The 15636-nt window shown below is 48.6% G+C and carries 15 protein-coding genes and 1 other RNA gene; 3 read left to right on the plus strand and 13 right to left on the minus strand.

Annotated elements, in window-relative coordinates:
• Positions 1-89 precede the first annotated feature (89 nt).
• The 4 genes from H6F52_RS16455 to H6F52_RS16470 all read right to left on the minus strand — a co-directional run bounded on the left by H6F52_RS16455 (position 90) and on the right by H6F52_RS16470 (position 3604).
• On the minus strand, positions 90-1358 hold the full coding sequence (locus H6F52_RS16455) for a pitrilysin family protein (RefSeq protein ID WP_190536098.1): 1269 nt from the start codon (positions 1356-1358) through the stop codon (positions 90-92).
• A gap of 196 nt (positions 1359-1554) precedes the next feature.
• A non-coding RNA gene (gene ssrS, locus H6F52_RS16460) (6S RNA) lies at positions 1555-1736 on the minus strand.
• Between the two features lie 207 nt (positions 1737-1943).
• Entirely contained in the window at positions 1944-3116 is a 1173-nt protein-coding gene (locus tag H6F52_RS16465) for a 5-(carboxyamino)imidazole ribonucleotide synthase (RefSeq protein ID WP_190536099.1), read from the minus strand.
• A complete protein-coding gene (locus tag H6F52_RS16470; RefSeq protein WP_190412943.1) occupies positions 3113-3604 on the minus strand; it encodes a pentapeptide repeat-containing protein in 492 nt (163 codons plus the stop codon). The genes H6F52_RS16465 and H6F52_RS16470 overlap by 4 nt, the downstream gene beginning before the upstream one ends.
• A 121-nt stretch (positions 3605-3725) precedes the next feature.
• Here H6F52_RS16470 and H6F52_RS16475 point away from each other — a divergent pair, with 121 nt between their 5' ends.
• Positions 3726-4076, plus strand: coding sequence for a phage holin family protein (locus tag H6F52_RS16475; protein ID WP_190412944.1), 351 nt, complete (start codon positions 3726-3728; stop codon positions 4074-4076).
• A gap of 1 nt (position 4077) precedes the next feature.
• Here H6F52_RS16475 and cobJ read toward each other — a convergent pair whose 3' ends face one another.
• From cobJ to H6F52_RS16495, 4 genes are all read right to left on the minus strand, one after another.
• A complete protein-coding gene (gene cobJ, locus H6F52_RS16480) occupies positions 4078-6030 on the minus strand; it encodes a precorrin-3B C(17)-methyltransferase (protein ID WP_190536100.1) in 1953 nt (650 codons plus the stop codon).
• Positions 6031-6119: 89 nt separating this feature from the next.
• Positions 6120-7433: a C1 family peptidase gene (locus H6F52_RS16485; protein WP_190536101.1), complete on the minus strand. Its 1314-nt coding sequence runs from the start codon at positions 7431-7433 to the stop codon at positions 6120-6122.
• 273 nt (positions 7434-7706) lie between these two features.
• A complete protein-coding gene (locus tag H6F52_RS16490; protein ID WP_190536102.1) occupies positions 7707-9323 on the minus strand; it encodes an NAD(P)H-quinone oxidoreductase subunit N in 1617 nt (538 codons plus the stop codon).
• An 83-nt stretch (positions 9324-9406) separates the two neighbouring features.
• A complete protein-coding gene (locus tag H6F52_RS16495) occupies positions 9407-9598 on the minus strand; it encodes a hypothetical protein (RefSeq protein ID WP_190536103.1) in 192 nt (63 codons plus the stop codon).
• A 12-nt stretch (positions 9599-9610) separates the two neighbouring features.
• Here H6F52_RS16495 and H6F52_RS16500 point away from each other — a divergent pair, with 12 nt between their 5' ends.
• Entirely contained in the window at positions 9611-10171 is a 561-nt protein-coding gene (locus H6F52_RS16500; protein ID WP_190536104.1) for a Uma2 family endonuclease, read from the plus strand.
• Between the two features lie 85 nt (positions 10172-10256).
• On the opposite strand, the gene H6F52_RS16505 is transcribed toward H6F52_RS16500, so the two are convergent.
• From H6F52_RS16505 to H6F52_RS26175, 4 genes are all read right to left on the minus strand, one after another.
• Positions 10257-11600, minus strand: coding sequence for a GGDEF domain-containing protein (locus H6F52_RS16505; protein WP_190536105.1), 1344 nt, complete (start codon positions 11598-11600; stop codon positions 10257-10259).
• Positions 11601-11620: 20 nt separating this feature from the next.
• A complete protein-coding gene (locus H6F52_RS26170) occupies positions 11621-11749 on the minus strand; it encodes a hypothetical protein (RefSeq protein WP_277881966.1) in 129 nt (42 codons plus the stop codon).
• Positions 11736-12047 (minus strand): hypothetical protein, encoded by a 312-nt coding sequence (locus tag H6F52_RS16510; RefSeq protein ID WP_190536106.1) that lies wholly within the window; start codon positions 12045-12047, stop codon positions 11736-11738. Before H6F52_RS16510 ends, H6F52_RS26170 begins: the two co-directional genes overlap by 14 nt.
• Positions 12048-12208: 161 nt before the next feature.
• The gene (locus H6F52_RS26175) at positions 12209-12334 is read right to left on the minus strand and encodes a hypothetical protein (RefSeq protein WP_277881967.1); all 126 of its coding nucleotides are present in this window, start codon (positions 12332-12334) and stop codon (positions 12209-12211) included.
• An 83-nt stretch (positions 12335-12417) separates the two neighbouring features.
• Here H6F52_RS26175 and topA point away from each other — a divergent pair, with 83 nt between their 5' ends.
• Positions 12418-15087, plus strand: a complete 2670-nt coding sequence (gene topA / locus H6F52_RS16515) for a type I DNA topoisomerase (protein WP_190536107.1) — start codon at positions 12418-12420, stop codon at positions 15085-15087.
• A gap of 157 nt (positions 15088-15244) precedes the next feature.
• On the opposite strand, the gene H6F52_RS16520 is transcribed toward topA, so the two are convergent.
• Positions 15245-15636, minus strand: a 392-nt coding sequence (locus H6F52_RS16520; RefSeq protein WP_190536108.1) for a transposase family protein, incomplete at its 5' end; no start/stop codon positions are given.

The following is a 15636-nucleotide window of genomic DNA, read 5'->3' on the forward strand; positions in this document are numbered from 1 at the left end:
GATCGTCGGCGATGAGTCATCGATCGTGAGTGGTAGGAACAACTTACGACTCACTAATTGACGAATGACTCATCACTCCTCTCCTCAAGCTAACAAGGTTTGAGGATTGTGACCGCATAGCGGTACGGGGAGAGATACTGCTGCGCCAGCTGCTGAAGTTCTGTGTTCTCAAAAGACTGTATTTTTTCGGGGTAAGTCGTGGCGACTTCAGCCGCTGCAATGGTGTTGTAATACCCATACAAACCCGCTAGTTGGCTAGGTGCTTCTGTAGAAAAAGCATAGTCATTCGACAGCAGGCGTTTACAGCGAGAAAGTTCTCCCTCTGAAACGGGAGCGTTTTGCAACTCGGAAATCGCATCGCCAATGATTGCCTCTACTCGATCGAGATTCTCTGGAGCGAGGCAGGCACTAATTGTAAACAAACTGGAATCCCGTTGTAGGGAGAAACTACTACTAATGTTCTGGACTAATTGCTGCTGTTCTCGCAAGTTCCTGATCAGTCGGGAAGACCGCCCTTCTGCCAACAGTACCGAGATCAAGTCTAAGCCGTAGGCATTTCGCAACTGCTCTACACCCGGCCCCACCCATGCCATCATCAGACGAGCTTGTTCTAGCCTAGGTAAGTGGATTTCCTGACGCCGAATTTCTATCATTGGAGGTTCGGCTTCGGCTTCAGCCAGGGGACAATACAGGGGCGGGGCGAAGTGCTGGAACGAGCGATTTACCAGTTCTAGTGCAGGTTCTTTCTCAACTCCCCCAACAATGACGACGGTCATGTTTTCCGGCTGGTAGTGGGAGCGATGGAAGCGACGCATCTCTAAGGGCGATCGCTCCATCAGATGGGCTTCTGTTCCTAAGATGGGACGCCCGTAAGGATGGCGTTGGTAAATACTTTCTGTCAGTGCTTGGAATCCAATAAAATCAGGATCGTCATAACTCTGGCGGATTTCCTCCAAAACTACATCGCGTTCCCGAATAAATTCTTCTTCTGGGATCGCCGCGTTTAAGAGAATGTCTGCCAGAGCAGGCAAGGTATTTTCTAAATACTGAGCGGCTGTAACAATAAAGAAATGGGCGTAGTCGTGGCTGGTCGCCGCGTTCGTCATGCCGCCGGTATTTTCAATCACTTGGTCAAATACACCGGGCGGCAGTCGGTCGGTACCTTTGAAAATCATGTGTTCCAGAAAGTGAGCCATTCCCGACCACTCTTCTGTCTCAGCGATCGCTCCCGCCCGCACCCAAACATCTACCACAACCACTGGTGTCGCTGGGATGTGTTGATAAATCACTGTTAAGCCGTTGTCCAGCTTGAATACCTCAGCTGGAAATTTTGAAGTAGTATTTAAGAGTTGCAACAAACTTTTTATTTTCTAACTGTAGTTAGATACGAATTCAATTATCCTAGCGCCTAACGCTAAATAATTATCATTTGTCGATCCAAAGTTGGCAGCTTTGCATCCATTATTTAAGAAATACAATCAAAATTTAAAACTTTCAGCCAAGTAAGATACAAAAATCCCCTTATCTCTTGGACAAGGGGATTTTAATTCTATGAGGTTCACCGCAACGCCGTTTTACCTCAGTTTATGACCTGGATAAACCAGGTGGGCACCTAATGTCTGACTTAAAGTTTCCGGGTACTTGCCCGGTCTACTGCTGTCAAAGCTTTTTGGTTCCCGTTAGAACAAGGCAAGATCAAAAAACGTTATTGGCAGTCACCAACGCCGCAGCCTAACCTAAAAATTATTATAGCAAAGGAGCTAGGCCGTGGGGGAGTAGAAGAATCTCATTTAGTTCCCCCCTCCTGTGTTCACTCCTAACCCCTACCTCCCAACCTCTAACTCCTAACTCCTAACTCCTCAGCCCTCAGTCCTCAGTCCTCAGTGCTAACTCCTAACTCTTCAGCCCTCAGTCCTCAGTCTTCAGTCCTCAGTCCTCTTCCCTCATTCCTCTGAATACCAGATAGATTCAATGGTTTGAGCGATTGCTTCTGCCTCAGAACGGTCGGCTGTTTCTAGCAAAACGGTGACGTGACCGAGTTTTCGACCGGGACGAGATTCGGTTTTGCCGTACCAGTGGACGTGAGTGTGAGACAACTGAGCTAGCTGTTGCCGTTTGGCAAGATAATCGCTCTGAGAATGCTCGTAACCGAGTAAATTCACCATGACAGCACCCGCACTTTTGAGATCGGGATTGCCTAAAGGGAGACCGCTGACGGCTCTAAGTTGCTGTTCAAATTGGGACGTTTCGCAGGCATCAAGGGTAAAGTGTCCGGAGTTGTGAGTGCGGGGAGCAATTTCATTCACCAACACTTTCCCCGATGCGGTTAAAAATAGCTCAATGCCAAAGACGCCAACCGCTTGCAGGCTATCGAGAAGCTTATGTGCGATCGCTTTTACCTCTTGTTCCACCGTTGGCGTAATTGCCGCTGGCACCAAAACGCGCCGACACACTTGATCGACCTGCTGTGTTTCTACGACTGGGTAAGTCACCACCTCACCTGCGGCTGAACGAGCGGCAATAATCGCTAATTCTCGCTCAAAAGGCACAAATTCTTCTAACAACACTGGCGCATATTTCAGTCGCTGCCAAGTTGACTCTAAGGCGTGACTATCTTTAATAATGAAGGTGCCTTGACCATCGTAGCCGCCGCGTCGGGCTTTTAGAACGACGGGAAAATCCAGGTCTTTGAGGTTCAAGGGGTGAGTGAAGGATTTGGGAAGATTTACTTCATGATTCCCAACTTCTCCCTCAAGCGTCATAAAACTGGGAGTTGGCAAGCCGATATCTTCTAAATAGCAGCGCTGATCGTATTTATCTAACAGCGGCGCTAATACTTCCAGCCTAGGGCGAAAGCAGACGCCTTTCTGGACAAGAGAATCTAAAGCGTTCAGGTTAATAAATTCGTTTTCAAAAGTAATGACATCGCAGCGAGATGCTAACTCGGCTGTAGCGGCAGCATCATCAATGGGGGCAAAAATGGTGGAAGATGCGATCGCAACTGCTGGATCGCTTTGATTGGGCGTCTGTACCACCAATTCAATCCCTAACGCCTCCGCTGCGCCTGCCATCATCCAGGCTAGCTGTCCGCCCCCAATTACTCCTACACGCTTCATCGACACCCCAAAGACTCACGAGTTGCGATACCAGTTTTAGAATTTACACCAGATGCTTTAATACAGAGTTCTTTTATTTGCGCCCCATCTAAAATTGCATCGGTGAAGTCCGCACCAGCGATATTTACACCGTCAAATATAGTACGCAATAGGATACTTTCTACCAAAACGGCATCGCTTAAATCTGCGCCGTTGAGTTTTACCTGATCGACCATTGCATTGGTTAAATCTGCGCCGTGTAAATTGGCATTCGTCATCACCGATGCACTAAAAATCGCCCCTTTTAAGTCCGCACCCTCAAAGTTAGCGAGTTCCATGTTGGCGTTGGAAAACTCAGCCACTTGCAAAATTTGACCGGAGAAATCCTTGGCTTTCAGTTCGGCATTGCTATAGGACAAGGGAGGCGGGTAGTATCCTGCTTGGGCTGGGAATGCCCAGATGAAAAGAACGATTGTTAGTAGGAACGCAGCGAGTTGCCGAAAGGTCATAGAAAAGCGCTTCAAAACACGCTATAGAGTTGGCTATCTTTCAAGTTAGTGTATTCTGAAATCCTTCAGGATGTGAACCAGACCCTTAAAATTGTGAGTAAGCGAGGTTTAAGGAAAGCTTATGCCATACTTTTTAGTGACTTGGCTACTTACAGCGATCGCGCTAATGATTACTGCATACATTGTCCCCGGCTTTACAGTCACAAATTTTCTGGCTGCGCTGGTTGCTGCGATTGTTTTGGGCTTAGTGAATGCAATTGTCAAACCCCTTTTGGTAATTTTGACATTGCCGCTGACGCTCGTGACCCTAGGGTTGTTTCTGTTTGTGATTAACGCCATCACAATTTTGATTGCTGGGGCGATTACTCCCGGTTTTAGTATCGCTGGTTTCGGGCAGGCTTTGATAGGTTCAATTGTTCTGAGTCTAGTGGCTAGTGGGCTAAACTTTTTGTTCAACAGAGAAGCCGAATAAATTAACGGATTTTGGCGTCAAAACCGGCGTCAAAACCCAAGTAGCCGCGGGGGGTAATCATCCAATCAGCGTGAGTGCGAGTGCTGCTATTGCCAATGAGTACCGTTGTCAGCATATCAATCGGAGTATCGAGTAATTTCTCAAGTGTAATCAGAGTAATTTGTTCGTCTTCTCGATAAGCTGATTTCACGATCGCTACCGGCGTGTGGCGATCGCGATATTGCAGAAAGATAGTTTGGGCGATCGCGATTTGTTGGGTGCGAGTTTGCGATCGCGGATTATAAAGTGCGGTCACAAAATCTGCTTGGGCGGCGGCTGTCAGGCGCTTTTCAATCACCTCCCAGGGGGTCAGCAAGTCGCTCAAACTAATCGCACAGAAGTCGTGCATCAAAGGCGCACCCACTCGCGAGGCAGCAGCTTGTAGGGCGGTAATTCCCGGAAACACCTGCACTCCTGGCGTTTTGCCATCCCAGCCTTTGACTTGGAGTTCTTCCATGACTAACCCAGCCATGCCGTAGATGCCGCAATCTCCAGAAGAAACAACTGCTACAGTTAATCCCCAATTCGCTAATTCTATTGCTCGTTCTGCCCGTTGACGTTCTTGGGTAATCGGTAACGCTTCTACAATCTGTCCGGGACGCAGCAAAGGAGAAATCAGATCGATATACAGAGAGTAACCAATGATGGCGTCAGCGCCGGATACAGCAGTTTGAGCCGCTGGAGTCATTTGGTCTAATTTTCCCGGTCCCGTACCAACCAGCAATAAACAGCCCGTGCGACCCGTATATTCTTGTTCGGATTGAGCGATCGCGACCGTTACCGCCCCTGGTTGCCCTTCTAATTTGAAAACTTGTTTTACCACTTTCAGCGGAGCAATGCCTTCTGCCCCTACAGAAGCCGCATGAATCGCTGCTGCTTCAGCAACACTAGGCGTTCCGACTTCTGCTTCCACAACCGCTGAGGGCGTGGGGACACTAACAGAACGCAGAATATCAGCCGGGAAAGTTCGCAAAGGCAAATGGCGATCGCGGCATAATTCCACTAACCCAACTTCATCGGCTTTAATATCGATGGTGGCAATCCCTGCGATCGCTTCTTGGGCTAGGTGATTTTTCTCAAACACCTGCCCAATCGCTGTTTCTATCAACGCTTTCGAGGTTCCTCGTTCGCAGCCGATTCCCACCCACAAGACTCTAGGATGCCACTGAACTTTCGGCAGCTTTGATTCTGAGGAGAATCGTCGCTGGGTGGGGCTAATCCAAATCCTAGCCTGGGATGCGTTTAGATTATCCGGTTCCTGGTTAGATTCAACCATCTCTGATTGACTGGCGAGATATTCTGGAAACCCAAAATCGAATGGATTATTTTCAGGAAGATGACCTTGCCATAAAGGAGAACCCGCTTCCTGAATGACTTGTACCCGTTCCCCTCTCGCCATCGCTGCACTCACGCCCGTCCAGTCTCCCTCGCCTCGGTTCCAGCCAAAGGGAACGCCCAGCATATCCACTGCGGGTAGTCCTAACCCAGCGGAGGCACCCGTCAAGACTGGTGTTGCCCCAATCGTAAGCGCGATCGCTTGTGCCAACCGATCCGCCCCTCCCTGATGACCGCTACATAGACTAATCACAAACTGGCTATTTTCATCCACCACGACCACGGCTGGATCGCTGGATTTATCTTGCAATAAGGGTGCAATCAAACGCACCACGGCTCCAGATGCCAAGCAGAAAACAAAGCCCCGATGTGTATTCCACAAGGTCGCTAGGTGGTCTTTGAGGGAACCGCGATAAACTTTGGCTGATGCGATCGCCCTTGTCTCTACAACATCGCTTAGAGACTCTGGAACCCAAAGAGTAGCACCCGTGGATTGACAAAGCGGCTGTAGTTTTTGGGCACCCGTGGGAGTAGTCGCGATCGCGGCTAATGGTTGAAAATCACCTAACAGTAATACCATCGATTGTCTTGAGTTGTTTTGTGACGATTATTTTGCGCGATCGCAAAGCGTATGTCCAAAGGGCTATGGCACTACTCGCTCTCCGGATTTTACTCTTCTTCGAGGGTTTCTGAGTCGTACTCTTCGTCTAGCTCCTCGACATCTTCACCGTATTCCTCTACAGCTTCTTCGTCTTCGCCGTATTCCTCGTCTTCGTATTCTTCGTCTTCGTCTTCGGCGACGGCTTCTATATCCTCTTCATCTTCGACGTATTCTTCGTCTTCCTCTACAGCTTCTTCATCTTCGTCGTATTCCTCGCCTTCAGATTCTTCGTCTTCGTCTTCGGCGACGGCTTCTATATCCTCTTCGTCTTCGACGTATTCTTCATCTTCGACGTATTCTTCGTCTTCGGCGACAGCTTCTATGTCTTCTTCGTCTTCGACGTATTCTTCATCTTCCTCTTCGACATATTCTTCGTCTTCGGCGACGGCTTCTTCGTACTCTTCCTCGTCACTGCCGATGTCACCGTCTGAAATATCGAGAGCATCGCCAATCAGCGGGATAATCTCATCCAAAAAGGAGGCGTCATCATCGCTCCAAACGCCTCGGCTATAGTCGAGGTCAGTGACGCTGCGAATCGTCCAGCAGTCATCGCAATATTCGGGATTGGTCATGTAGTCGTAGGGAATGTAACAGTATCCCTTGTCTCCCCAATTTGTGCCCCAAGAATTGCGAACCACAAACACCCGATCCTTGTCCGAGTAGCCGACGCACAACATCGCGTGACCGCCTTGAGACTCCTCTCGCTCCGGGTTAGGCATAGGAATCCCCTTATTTCCCTCCCTCATGAACGAATCGAAAAGCTGTAACCCAAAGGCAAACGGATAACCCTCGGCTAGACAATGCTTCATGGCGTACAAATCCACGTCAATTCGCTCAGCATCGTCGATCAAGAATTGGGTTGCTTCCTCATAAGCTTGGTCGTGGGGACGGTGAAACAACCGCTCTGGATGATAGGGCCAGGTTAACTCAGAACAAGCGCCCATCTTTCGCAACACCTGAATGCAATTGCGAAGTGTTGCCCCGGCGTCTTCATCGATTTCTCCGGCGAGCGATCGCGCATTGTAATAAATAAACAACCGGCTTACATCCCCGGCGGTACCGAGTTGGCGCATTGCCAGGTACTCGTAAGCTCCCGCCATCGCATTCCCCGTGCAACTTCCTACGTCCCCCTGATCTTCTACCGGAGTCAGGTAGTGACGCAAATCGACTCTTGGCGGCAGCTTTTCGGCTTGAAATCGATGCGCCGAGTATTTCTTATCGTTCGCATCCTTTGTGTCGGGTCGATAGCCGCCTAATTTCAACTTTTTGCCGGTCGAATGCTGGACGTAAGCAAGTTTGGGCGAATAGCGAAGATTCGACATAAAACAACCTCTTGGGTCAGCTATCGTTTTATCTGCTCATCTATCTAGGGATAGATTTATGCGCTCATTCTAACTGTCCGCCTGATGAGCGTCCAGGGATGGGAAGCGCCAGTGGATGCGATCGCTCGAAAGCCGAAATACACGCTACATTTCGCCCAAATAGTCGAAACCCGGCTTCTTCAAGAAGCCGGGTTTTCCTAAGAAAGGACTTTTTACGTTTTTTAGGCGAGAGGAGTCCTGCTTATCCCTTGTCCTAACCTTGACGCCAGGATGTTAAATCTTGGCGCTGAAATCAATCTGAGGTTGAATTTGACTAACCGAGTCAGCCGCAGGAAGCATAGATTCTAAGGGAGCAAGGTCTTGCGTCGCTACTGTGTTATGCACCGATGCTTGCAGCATTGGCGTGCGGATAATTGAATTATTCGCCAGGGTAAACAACGGGTTAGACAAAATCCCTGCCAAGGATGTCACCACTAACGACACCACTAAAGTCACTTGCAAAGGACGCATTCCCGATATATTCCAGCGAATTTCTGGATAATTCTTCACGGCGTCAGACATTTCTTGAGGTTCTTTTACCACCATCATCTTGACGACACGGATGTAGTAGTAAATCGAGACGACGCTCGTGAGCAACCCTAGTAAGACTAAGCCGTAAACACCCGCCTGCCAACCTGCCCAGAACAGGTAGATTTTTCCGAAGAAGCCAGCCAAGGGCGGAATCCCTCCCAAGGACAGCAGACAAATACTCAAGCACAAGGTCAGAAGCGGGTCTTTTTGATACAGCCCCGCGTATTCGCTAATTTGATCCGTACCCGTTCGCAGGGTGAACAGAATCACGCAGGCGAAGCCTCCCAAGTTCATGAACAGGTAAACCAGCATATAAAACACCATGCTGGCATAACCTTCTTCGGTGCCGGTAATCAAACCGATCATGACGAATCCAGCTTGGGCAATGGAAGAGTAAGCCAGCAGACGTTTCATGCTGGTTTGGGTAAGAGCAACGACGTTACCCAGTATCATGCTCAAGACTGCGAGGGCGGTGAAGACAAAATGCCACTCTTGAGTGACGAGGGGGAAAGCTGTCACCATTAGGCGGATGGCGAGGGCAAATCCAGCGGCTTTTGAACCGACGGAGAGGAAGGCTACAACAGGTGTTGGCGAACCTTCGTAAACGTCGGGTGTCCATTGGTGGAAGGGAACGGCGGCAATTTTGAAGCCAATCCCGGCGATCGCAAAGACTAATGCAATCAGCAGTCCCAAGGATAAGTCAGCGTTCGCGCTGGCAATGCCAGTGGCGATCGCGCTCAACTTCGTTTCTCCTCCCGATAGTCCGTACAGCAGCGAGACACCGTAGAGGAAAATTGCTGTACTCGAAGCGCCAATCAGCAGGTATTTTAACGCTGCTTCATTGGAACGGGGGTCGCGCTTCATGTATCCCGTCATCAGGTAGGACGAGATACTGAGGGTTTCTAAGGCGACAAAAATCGTCACCAACTCATCTGCACCACACAGAATCATTCCCCCAATGGTGGCGCTGAGCATAATCCCAATAAATTCTGCCAGGGAGGTGCCGCTTTGCTCTACGTAGCGGATCGACATCAAAATGGTGACGGCGGTAGACAAGGCAACGATGCCGCGAAAGACGACGCTCATGGCATCGCCGTTGAAGCTACCCAAGAAGCCGATGGTGTTCGTGTTCCCCCATTGATAGTACAAGGCGACGATAGAGGCGAGTAGACCCGCGATCGCAATATAGGGGGTGAAGCGCGAGGAAGACCGTCCGATAATCAAGTCAACGACGAGAACTGCCAAAAGGGTGACAATTAAAATCCCCTCAGGCCAGATTGTTCCAGCATTCAACTGGGCTGCAAGTTCAGCAAAACTCATGAGATATATAGTTTTGGGTATTTAGGCAGAGAGACTGAGACTCTTAATATTATTTAATTTTATGGCGTTCGCGGTTGCTTGGATTATTGATAAGGGCGATCGCTTTTGGCGTAATGAACTCGAAAGACCCTAAGAACAAGGAAAAAAGACAGGAAAGAGGCGAACTGACTTGTCAGCGCAACGCGCGATCGCGCTGTCGCTAAAATCTCAGTATGGCGATCGCGTGTCTTCGATTCTGTAAGGATGACGCCATTGATTTTTTCGAGATTCTGCAAGGGCAAAAACCGATGGTACAGTCTTCTTGGGCTACTGTAACTGATGAAGAATTGATGCTCATCAGTTCTAAAAATCCAGATTTACAATTTGAGCGGAACGCTGACGGGTCATTGGTAATTATGCCGCCAACTGGAGGAATTTCTGGGAATCGAGAGGCGAAAGCAGTGGCTTATCTGCTGAATTGGGTGGAAACTCACGATTTAGGAGATGTTTTTGGTCCCAGTACGGGGTTCAAGTTAGCGAATACAGCGATTAAATCGCCGGATGCTGCTTTTGTTGCTAGAGGACGCTTGGCAGAAGATTGGGATCGGCAAGAAGATAGGTTTTTAAATTTGGCTCCCGATTTTGTTATCGAAATTCGTTCTAAATCTGATAGTTTAGAAACGCTCCAGGCCAAGATGCGCGAGTATATCGATAACGGAGTACGTTTGGGATGGTTGTTTGACCGTCAAAATCAGCAAGCTTGGGTGTATCGTCCAGATGGCTCAGTTACCCAATATCCCGCTACAGCGGTTTTGAGTGGTGAGGATGTGGTGCCTGGATTTACGTTACCTGTGCGGAGTTTGCTGTAAGCGCGATCGCGTTTGGAGAAATGAACCCCTAAGGAGCAAAACCCACATTTTGTAGAGAAGCGATTTCTCGCATCTGGAGAGGGTTTTAGGTTTGTACAGAAAATTCTTCAGGATCGATTCCCCAATTCGCCCAGCCAATCGCTTCACGCGCCGATTTCATATTAGGCGGAACGCGCAAGGCATGAATGTGTCCGGTACTGGGGCAAGTCATTTTTAATAAATATATTGGCTCTACATCGAGCTTATTATCTATTTTTAATAAGGTATATTCTTGCCAAGAATCTAATTTAGTTGCTTGCAATTCTTGGCAAATACGACTGTAGCCAATCCCCTGAATTAATACTCGTCGCAGTTCTGAGTTGTCTTCTTTTAAAAGCCATTGAGGTTGCCACTGACTTGGGTGTAATTTGCCGTATTCTTCTGGTAAGGTTACGCCGTGATAGGAGTAAAAATTATATCCATCAGCAAATTGAATTGCCGGTTCTCCTTCGGCATGGAGGCGATTTTGGCTATCGAAAGAGATTTTTATCGGGCGTTCGCTGACTATATTTTGTATGTCAAAGTGGCACCAAGTCCATCCTGAAAACCGTTGTAACTGCCAATAGGCTTGTCTTTGGGTGTCCGGATCAATGCAATTCAAGGCAGCAATAGACTTAACAGTTTCCCTTGCTGGTTGAAATTTAGAAGATACAGCTAAAATATCAATCTTTTCTGTAATTGGGCAGGTTTTCTGTAACAAAGTAACAGGATAATTCAACAAATTAAGGTGGAGTAAAGTATATTCTTCCCAAGAATCTATTTCAGTAGCTTGTAAGTCTTGTAAAAATCCACTAGCATCCTTGATGATTACTTGCTTGCATTCCGAATAAGTTTCTTCTAAAAACGATTCGGTTCTCATAGAGAATTGGATGGGACCTTCCACGCGATCGCGTCCGTTGGATTTAGCCTTATCTGTCTCAATATCCGTTGCTTTAATTAATTCCTGCCAGTTTAATTCAGGCTCTGGAAAGCAAACTGCTACTCCCGCAGAGACAGTGCAACGGCGGTCGGAATCCGGTACGTGTAGTAGCTTAGCTCCTTCCCTAAGTTGCTCGGCTAGTTGCATACAATCTTCTATAGAGGTTTCTGGCAGAATTACTGCAAATTCATCACCTCCTTTGCGGCAGGCTATCGCTGAGTTAGGAATATTTCTTTGTAAAAATCTCCCCAATTCTTGCAGTAAGATATCGCCTACTGAGAAACCAACCCAATCGTTGTACATTGCAAACCCATCGATATCTAGCAGAATTAGACCTAATAATTGCTGAGTTCCTTCTCGACACCCCTGCCATCGCAAGAATGCAAACATATAACGCCGATTAAATAAACCTGTGAGCGGGTCGCGAAATATTTGGTTAAATAGCAAATCATCAATCAGGAGCTGGTTCATTTATTCGGTGTAGGCTGCTTTTACCACTTCTGCGGCTTCTTCTCGGTCGATTGGTTCGGTGGAAAGCGCGATCGCGCTTTCCACGTCTCCCGATAAACTGGAATCAGCGCTTCTTGTGACGTAAGTTTATCAATCTTAATCTGCGACATATCGCCATCCTTGAGGCTCGTATTCCCGCTGAATTCGCACCATCCAGCTGCCTTGGGGAATAGAAATCGCGTTATGCTCCTCGTGGATTAAAGTTGCCGTCTCTGAGAAGACGCGCAGATAAAGCGTGCCATCTTTCTCGTATAGTTCCGCTTGTCCGTCGCTGATGCGGTGCTTGTGTCCCGTCACCTCGCCTTCGGCTAAAGTCAGGTGAGGGAGGGGTGGGGTTTCCCCGGCCTGAATTGCTTCGATTTGTCCAAGGGGGAGCAAAATCACATCGCCTTGTCGAATGGGTTGCATCGGTTCTCCTCCAAATGCTGCTAAGCTGTTTCAGCCTGATGTTGGCATCCATTCTGGCACAACTCCGAATAGAGGGAGGTCGCCATTGCAATCCTCCATAAGTTAAACATTGAGATAGCTTTAAATTAAGTCTGGCGCGAACAACTCTCTTGCGAGCGGCTCTAAAAAAGCGAGTTATCTTTGGGAGAGCGAATCGCCCCTAGATGCGATTTACCGCCATTCTTGGAATCGGCTCTCGTCAGGCTTGGTACGCCAGAATCGAGACTTCTGTCGTCGGTTTTCCGCATAAAATCCTCTCAATCGCTCTTGACATCTGACATAAAGTATTTAAATTAACTGTTCAGCCCATCTGCTATTTCTCCAAGCTCCCATGTCAACCCTCGTTATCGTCGAATCTCCCACCAAAGCACGCACCATCAGTAAATTCTTGCCTTCCAGCTACCGGGTCGAGGCGTCGATGGGTCATGTACGCGACCTGCCCCAATCCAGCAAAGAAATTCCCGAAGCCTACAAAGGGGAAAAATGGGCGCAGCTGGGAGTAAATGTGGATGCGGACTTTGAACCCCTGTATGTCGTCCCCAACGACAAAAAGAAGATTGTCACCGCCCTGAAAAACGCCCTGAAAGAGGCGGATGAATTGGTGTTGGCAACTGACGAAGACCGAGAAGGCGAAAGCATTAGCTGGCATTTGCTCCAGCTATTGAAGCCAAAGGTTCCCATCAAGCGAATGGTGTTCCACGAAATCACTAAAGAAGCCATCCGCGACGCTCTCAAGAACTGCCGAAATATCGATGAGCAGGTGGTTCGCGCTCAGGAGACGCGGCGGATATTAGACCGGCTGGTGGGATATACCCTGTCGCCGCTGTTGTGGAAAAAAATCTCCTATGGCTTATCGGCGGGACGGGTGCAGTCGGTAGCAGTGCGGCTCTTGGTAAATCGAGAGCGCCAACGCCGAGCCTTCCGCCAAGGCAGTTACTGGGATCTCAAGGCAAGCTTAAACAAAGACAAGACACCCTTTGAGGCGCGACTTATGGCTCTTAAAGGGACGAGAATTGCCACTGGCAGCGATTTTGATGAAGCGACGGGACAAATTATTGCCGGACGCAATGTGATTCTGCTCTCGGAAGCGGAAGCGAGAAGTTTAGAGGCGCGACTGGCAGATAAACCCTGGACGGTGAATGACTTAGAAGAACGTCCCGTTACACGCAAACCTTTACCTCCGTTTACCACTTCGACGCTCCAACAGGAAGCGAATCGGAAACTACATTTATCTGCCCGCGACACGATGCGAACTGCCCAGAGTTTGTACGAGCAGGGGTATATTACCTATATGCGGACAGATTCAGTGCATTTGTCGCAGCAAGCGATCGCTGCCGCTCGCAGTTGTGTAGAGCAAATGTACGGCAAGCAATACCTCAGTCCGGAACCCCGCCAATACACTACAAAGAGCAAGGGCGCTCAAGAAGCTCACGAAGCTATTCGCCCTGCTGGTAGCAGCTTCCGCACTCCCCAGGAAACCGGCTTAAGCGGTCGGGAATTTGCTCTATATGACCTGATTTGGAAGCGCACCGTCGCTACCCAAATGGCAGAGTCTCGCCAAACTCAAATTACCGTGCAGTTGCAAGTCGAAGATGCCGGTTTTCGGGCTAGCGGCAAACGGATTGACTTTCACGGCTTCTTACGCGCCTACGTGGAAGGATCGGACGATCCCCATGCAGCACTAGAAGACATGGAAGTGATTTTACCAACTCTCAAAAAAGGCGATCGCCCGACCTGCAAAAAGTTAGAATCCATCGGTCACGAAACTCAGCCACCAGCAAGATACACGGAAGCTTCTCTCGTCAAGACCCTGGAAAGCGAAGGCATCGGGCGTCCCAGTACCTACGCCAGTATCATCGGCACAATTATCGAGAAAGGCTATGCCCAGATGAGTGGCAACGCCCTCGTTCCCACCTTCACCGCCTTTGCCGTCACCAGTCTGCTAGAACAACACTTTCCCGATTTGGTCGATCCCAGCTTTACCTCCAAGATGGAGCAAACCTTAGATGAAATTTCCACTGGGGAAGCTAAATGGCTGCCATACCTGAAAAAGTTCTATTTAGGGGAAATGGGTCTGGCAACCCAAGTCAAGGAAAGGGAAAAGGGAATTGATGCCACATCTGCCCGTACCATCGAATTGGACGATCTCGGTGGGGCGAAAGTCCGGATTGGTCAATATGGCCCCTATATCGAAGCTGAAAATGACTCTGGGCCAGTGAAAGCCTCATTGCCTAAGGATCTGACCCCCTCAGACATCCATGCTGAGCTAATTGAAACGCTGCTACAGCAGAAAACAGAAGGCCCCGATAAAGTCGGCTTGCATCCGGAAACCGGCGAACCGATTTACGTGCTGATTGGCACTTACGGCCCCTACGTCCAACTGGGTGATGCCACAGAGGAGAACAAAAAACCCAAACGCGCCTCTCTTCCCAAGGGTGTCAATGTTGAGGACGTGACGCTGGATATGGCAGTTGGCTTGCTATCTCTGCCACGGACTTTGGGCATTCACCCAGAAACTAACGGCAAAGTCCAGGCAGGATTGGGACGCTTTGGCCCTTACGTCGTCCACGACCAAGGCAAGGAGGGCAAAGAGTATCGCTCTCTGAAAGCCGGTGATGATGTATTGACAATTGACATCGAACGTGCAATTGAGCTGCTAGCTGAACCGAAAAAGGGACGCGGCGGGACTCGCAGCAAGTCTAAGGCACCGTTACGAGAACTGGGGACTCACCCGACTGATGGGGAACCCGTGAATATCTACGATGGCCCTTATGGCCCTTACATCAAGCATGGGAAGACGAATGCTTCTGTGCCAGAAGGGGAATCTGTGGAAGGTTTGACGATGGAAAAAGCGCTGGAAGCATTGGCAGCGAAAGCGGGTTCCACAACAAAATCTAGTCGCAAATCCACTAAGAGTGGGACATCTGCCAAAAAGACCACAACTGGGAAGACAACCGCTAAAAAGACGACAGCAACCACTAGCACTAAGAAAAAATCTTAGTTTCTTGCCGGTGGCGGGAAGCGATCGCACTTCAATTTCGAGAAAAGAGCGATCGCTTCCCTTCAATAGAGTAGACCTCTTGCAAAAGTCGTCGCTGGGGTAATATGGGGTCTAAAATTAGGCGATTGCTAGCTGCCGGTCATAAGTTTTACTCATCTTACCTTTGACTGAGCCGAAGTTCATAATTGTACAGTCCGGCTATCAAATTAAACCTTAAACTGAATCTTTTTCGGCGATTTCTATAACGGTCAGCTAGAATCTTAAATATTTTCAGCTTTCGGTTAATATGTTCGCCAATTACTCGCTTCTTAGCCAATTCCCTATTTTTCTTTTTATCCGAAGAACTTAACTCCCCTTTCCTTGGCTTCTTTTGGGGGATTTTACTGTTGCTATGAATTTTTTGAATTCCTTGATATCCTTTGTCCGCTAAGCATTCAATAGTTTTGTTTAAGGGGATTTTGCTCTGTTTAAATAAGCGAAAGTCATGGATTTTTCCTTGGCCCTGCGCTATACAAATAATTTCTCCCGTTTTTTGATTGACTACAACTT

Origin of the sequence: Coleofasciculus sp. FACHB-542, from assembly GCF_014695825.1 — a bacterium.
GTDB lineage: Bacteria > Cyanobacteriota > Cyanobacteriia > Cyanobacteriales > FACHB-T130 > FACHB-T130.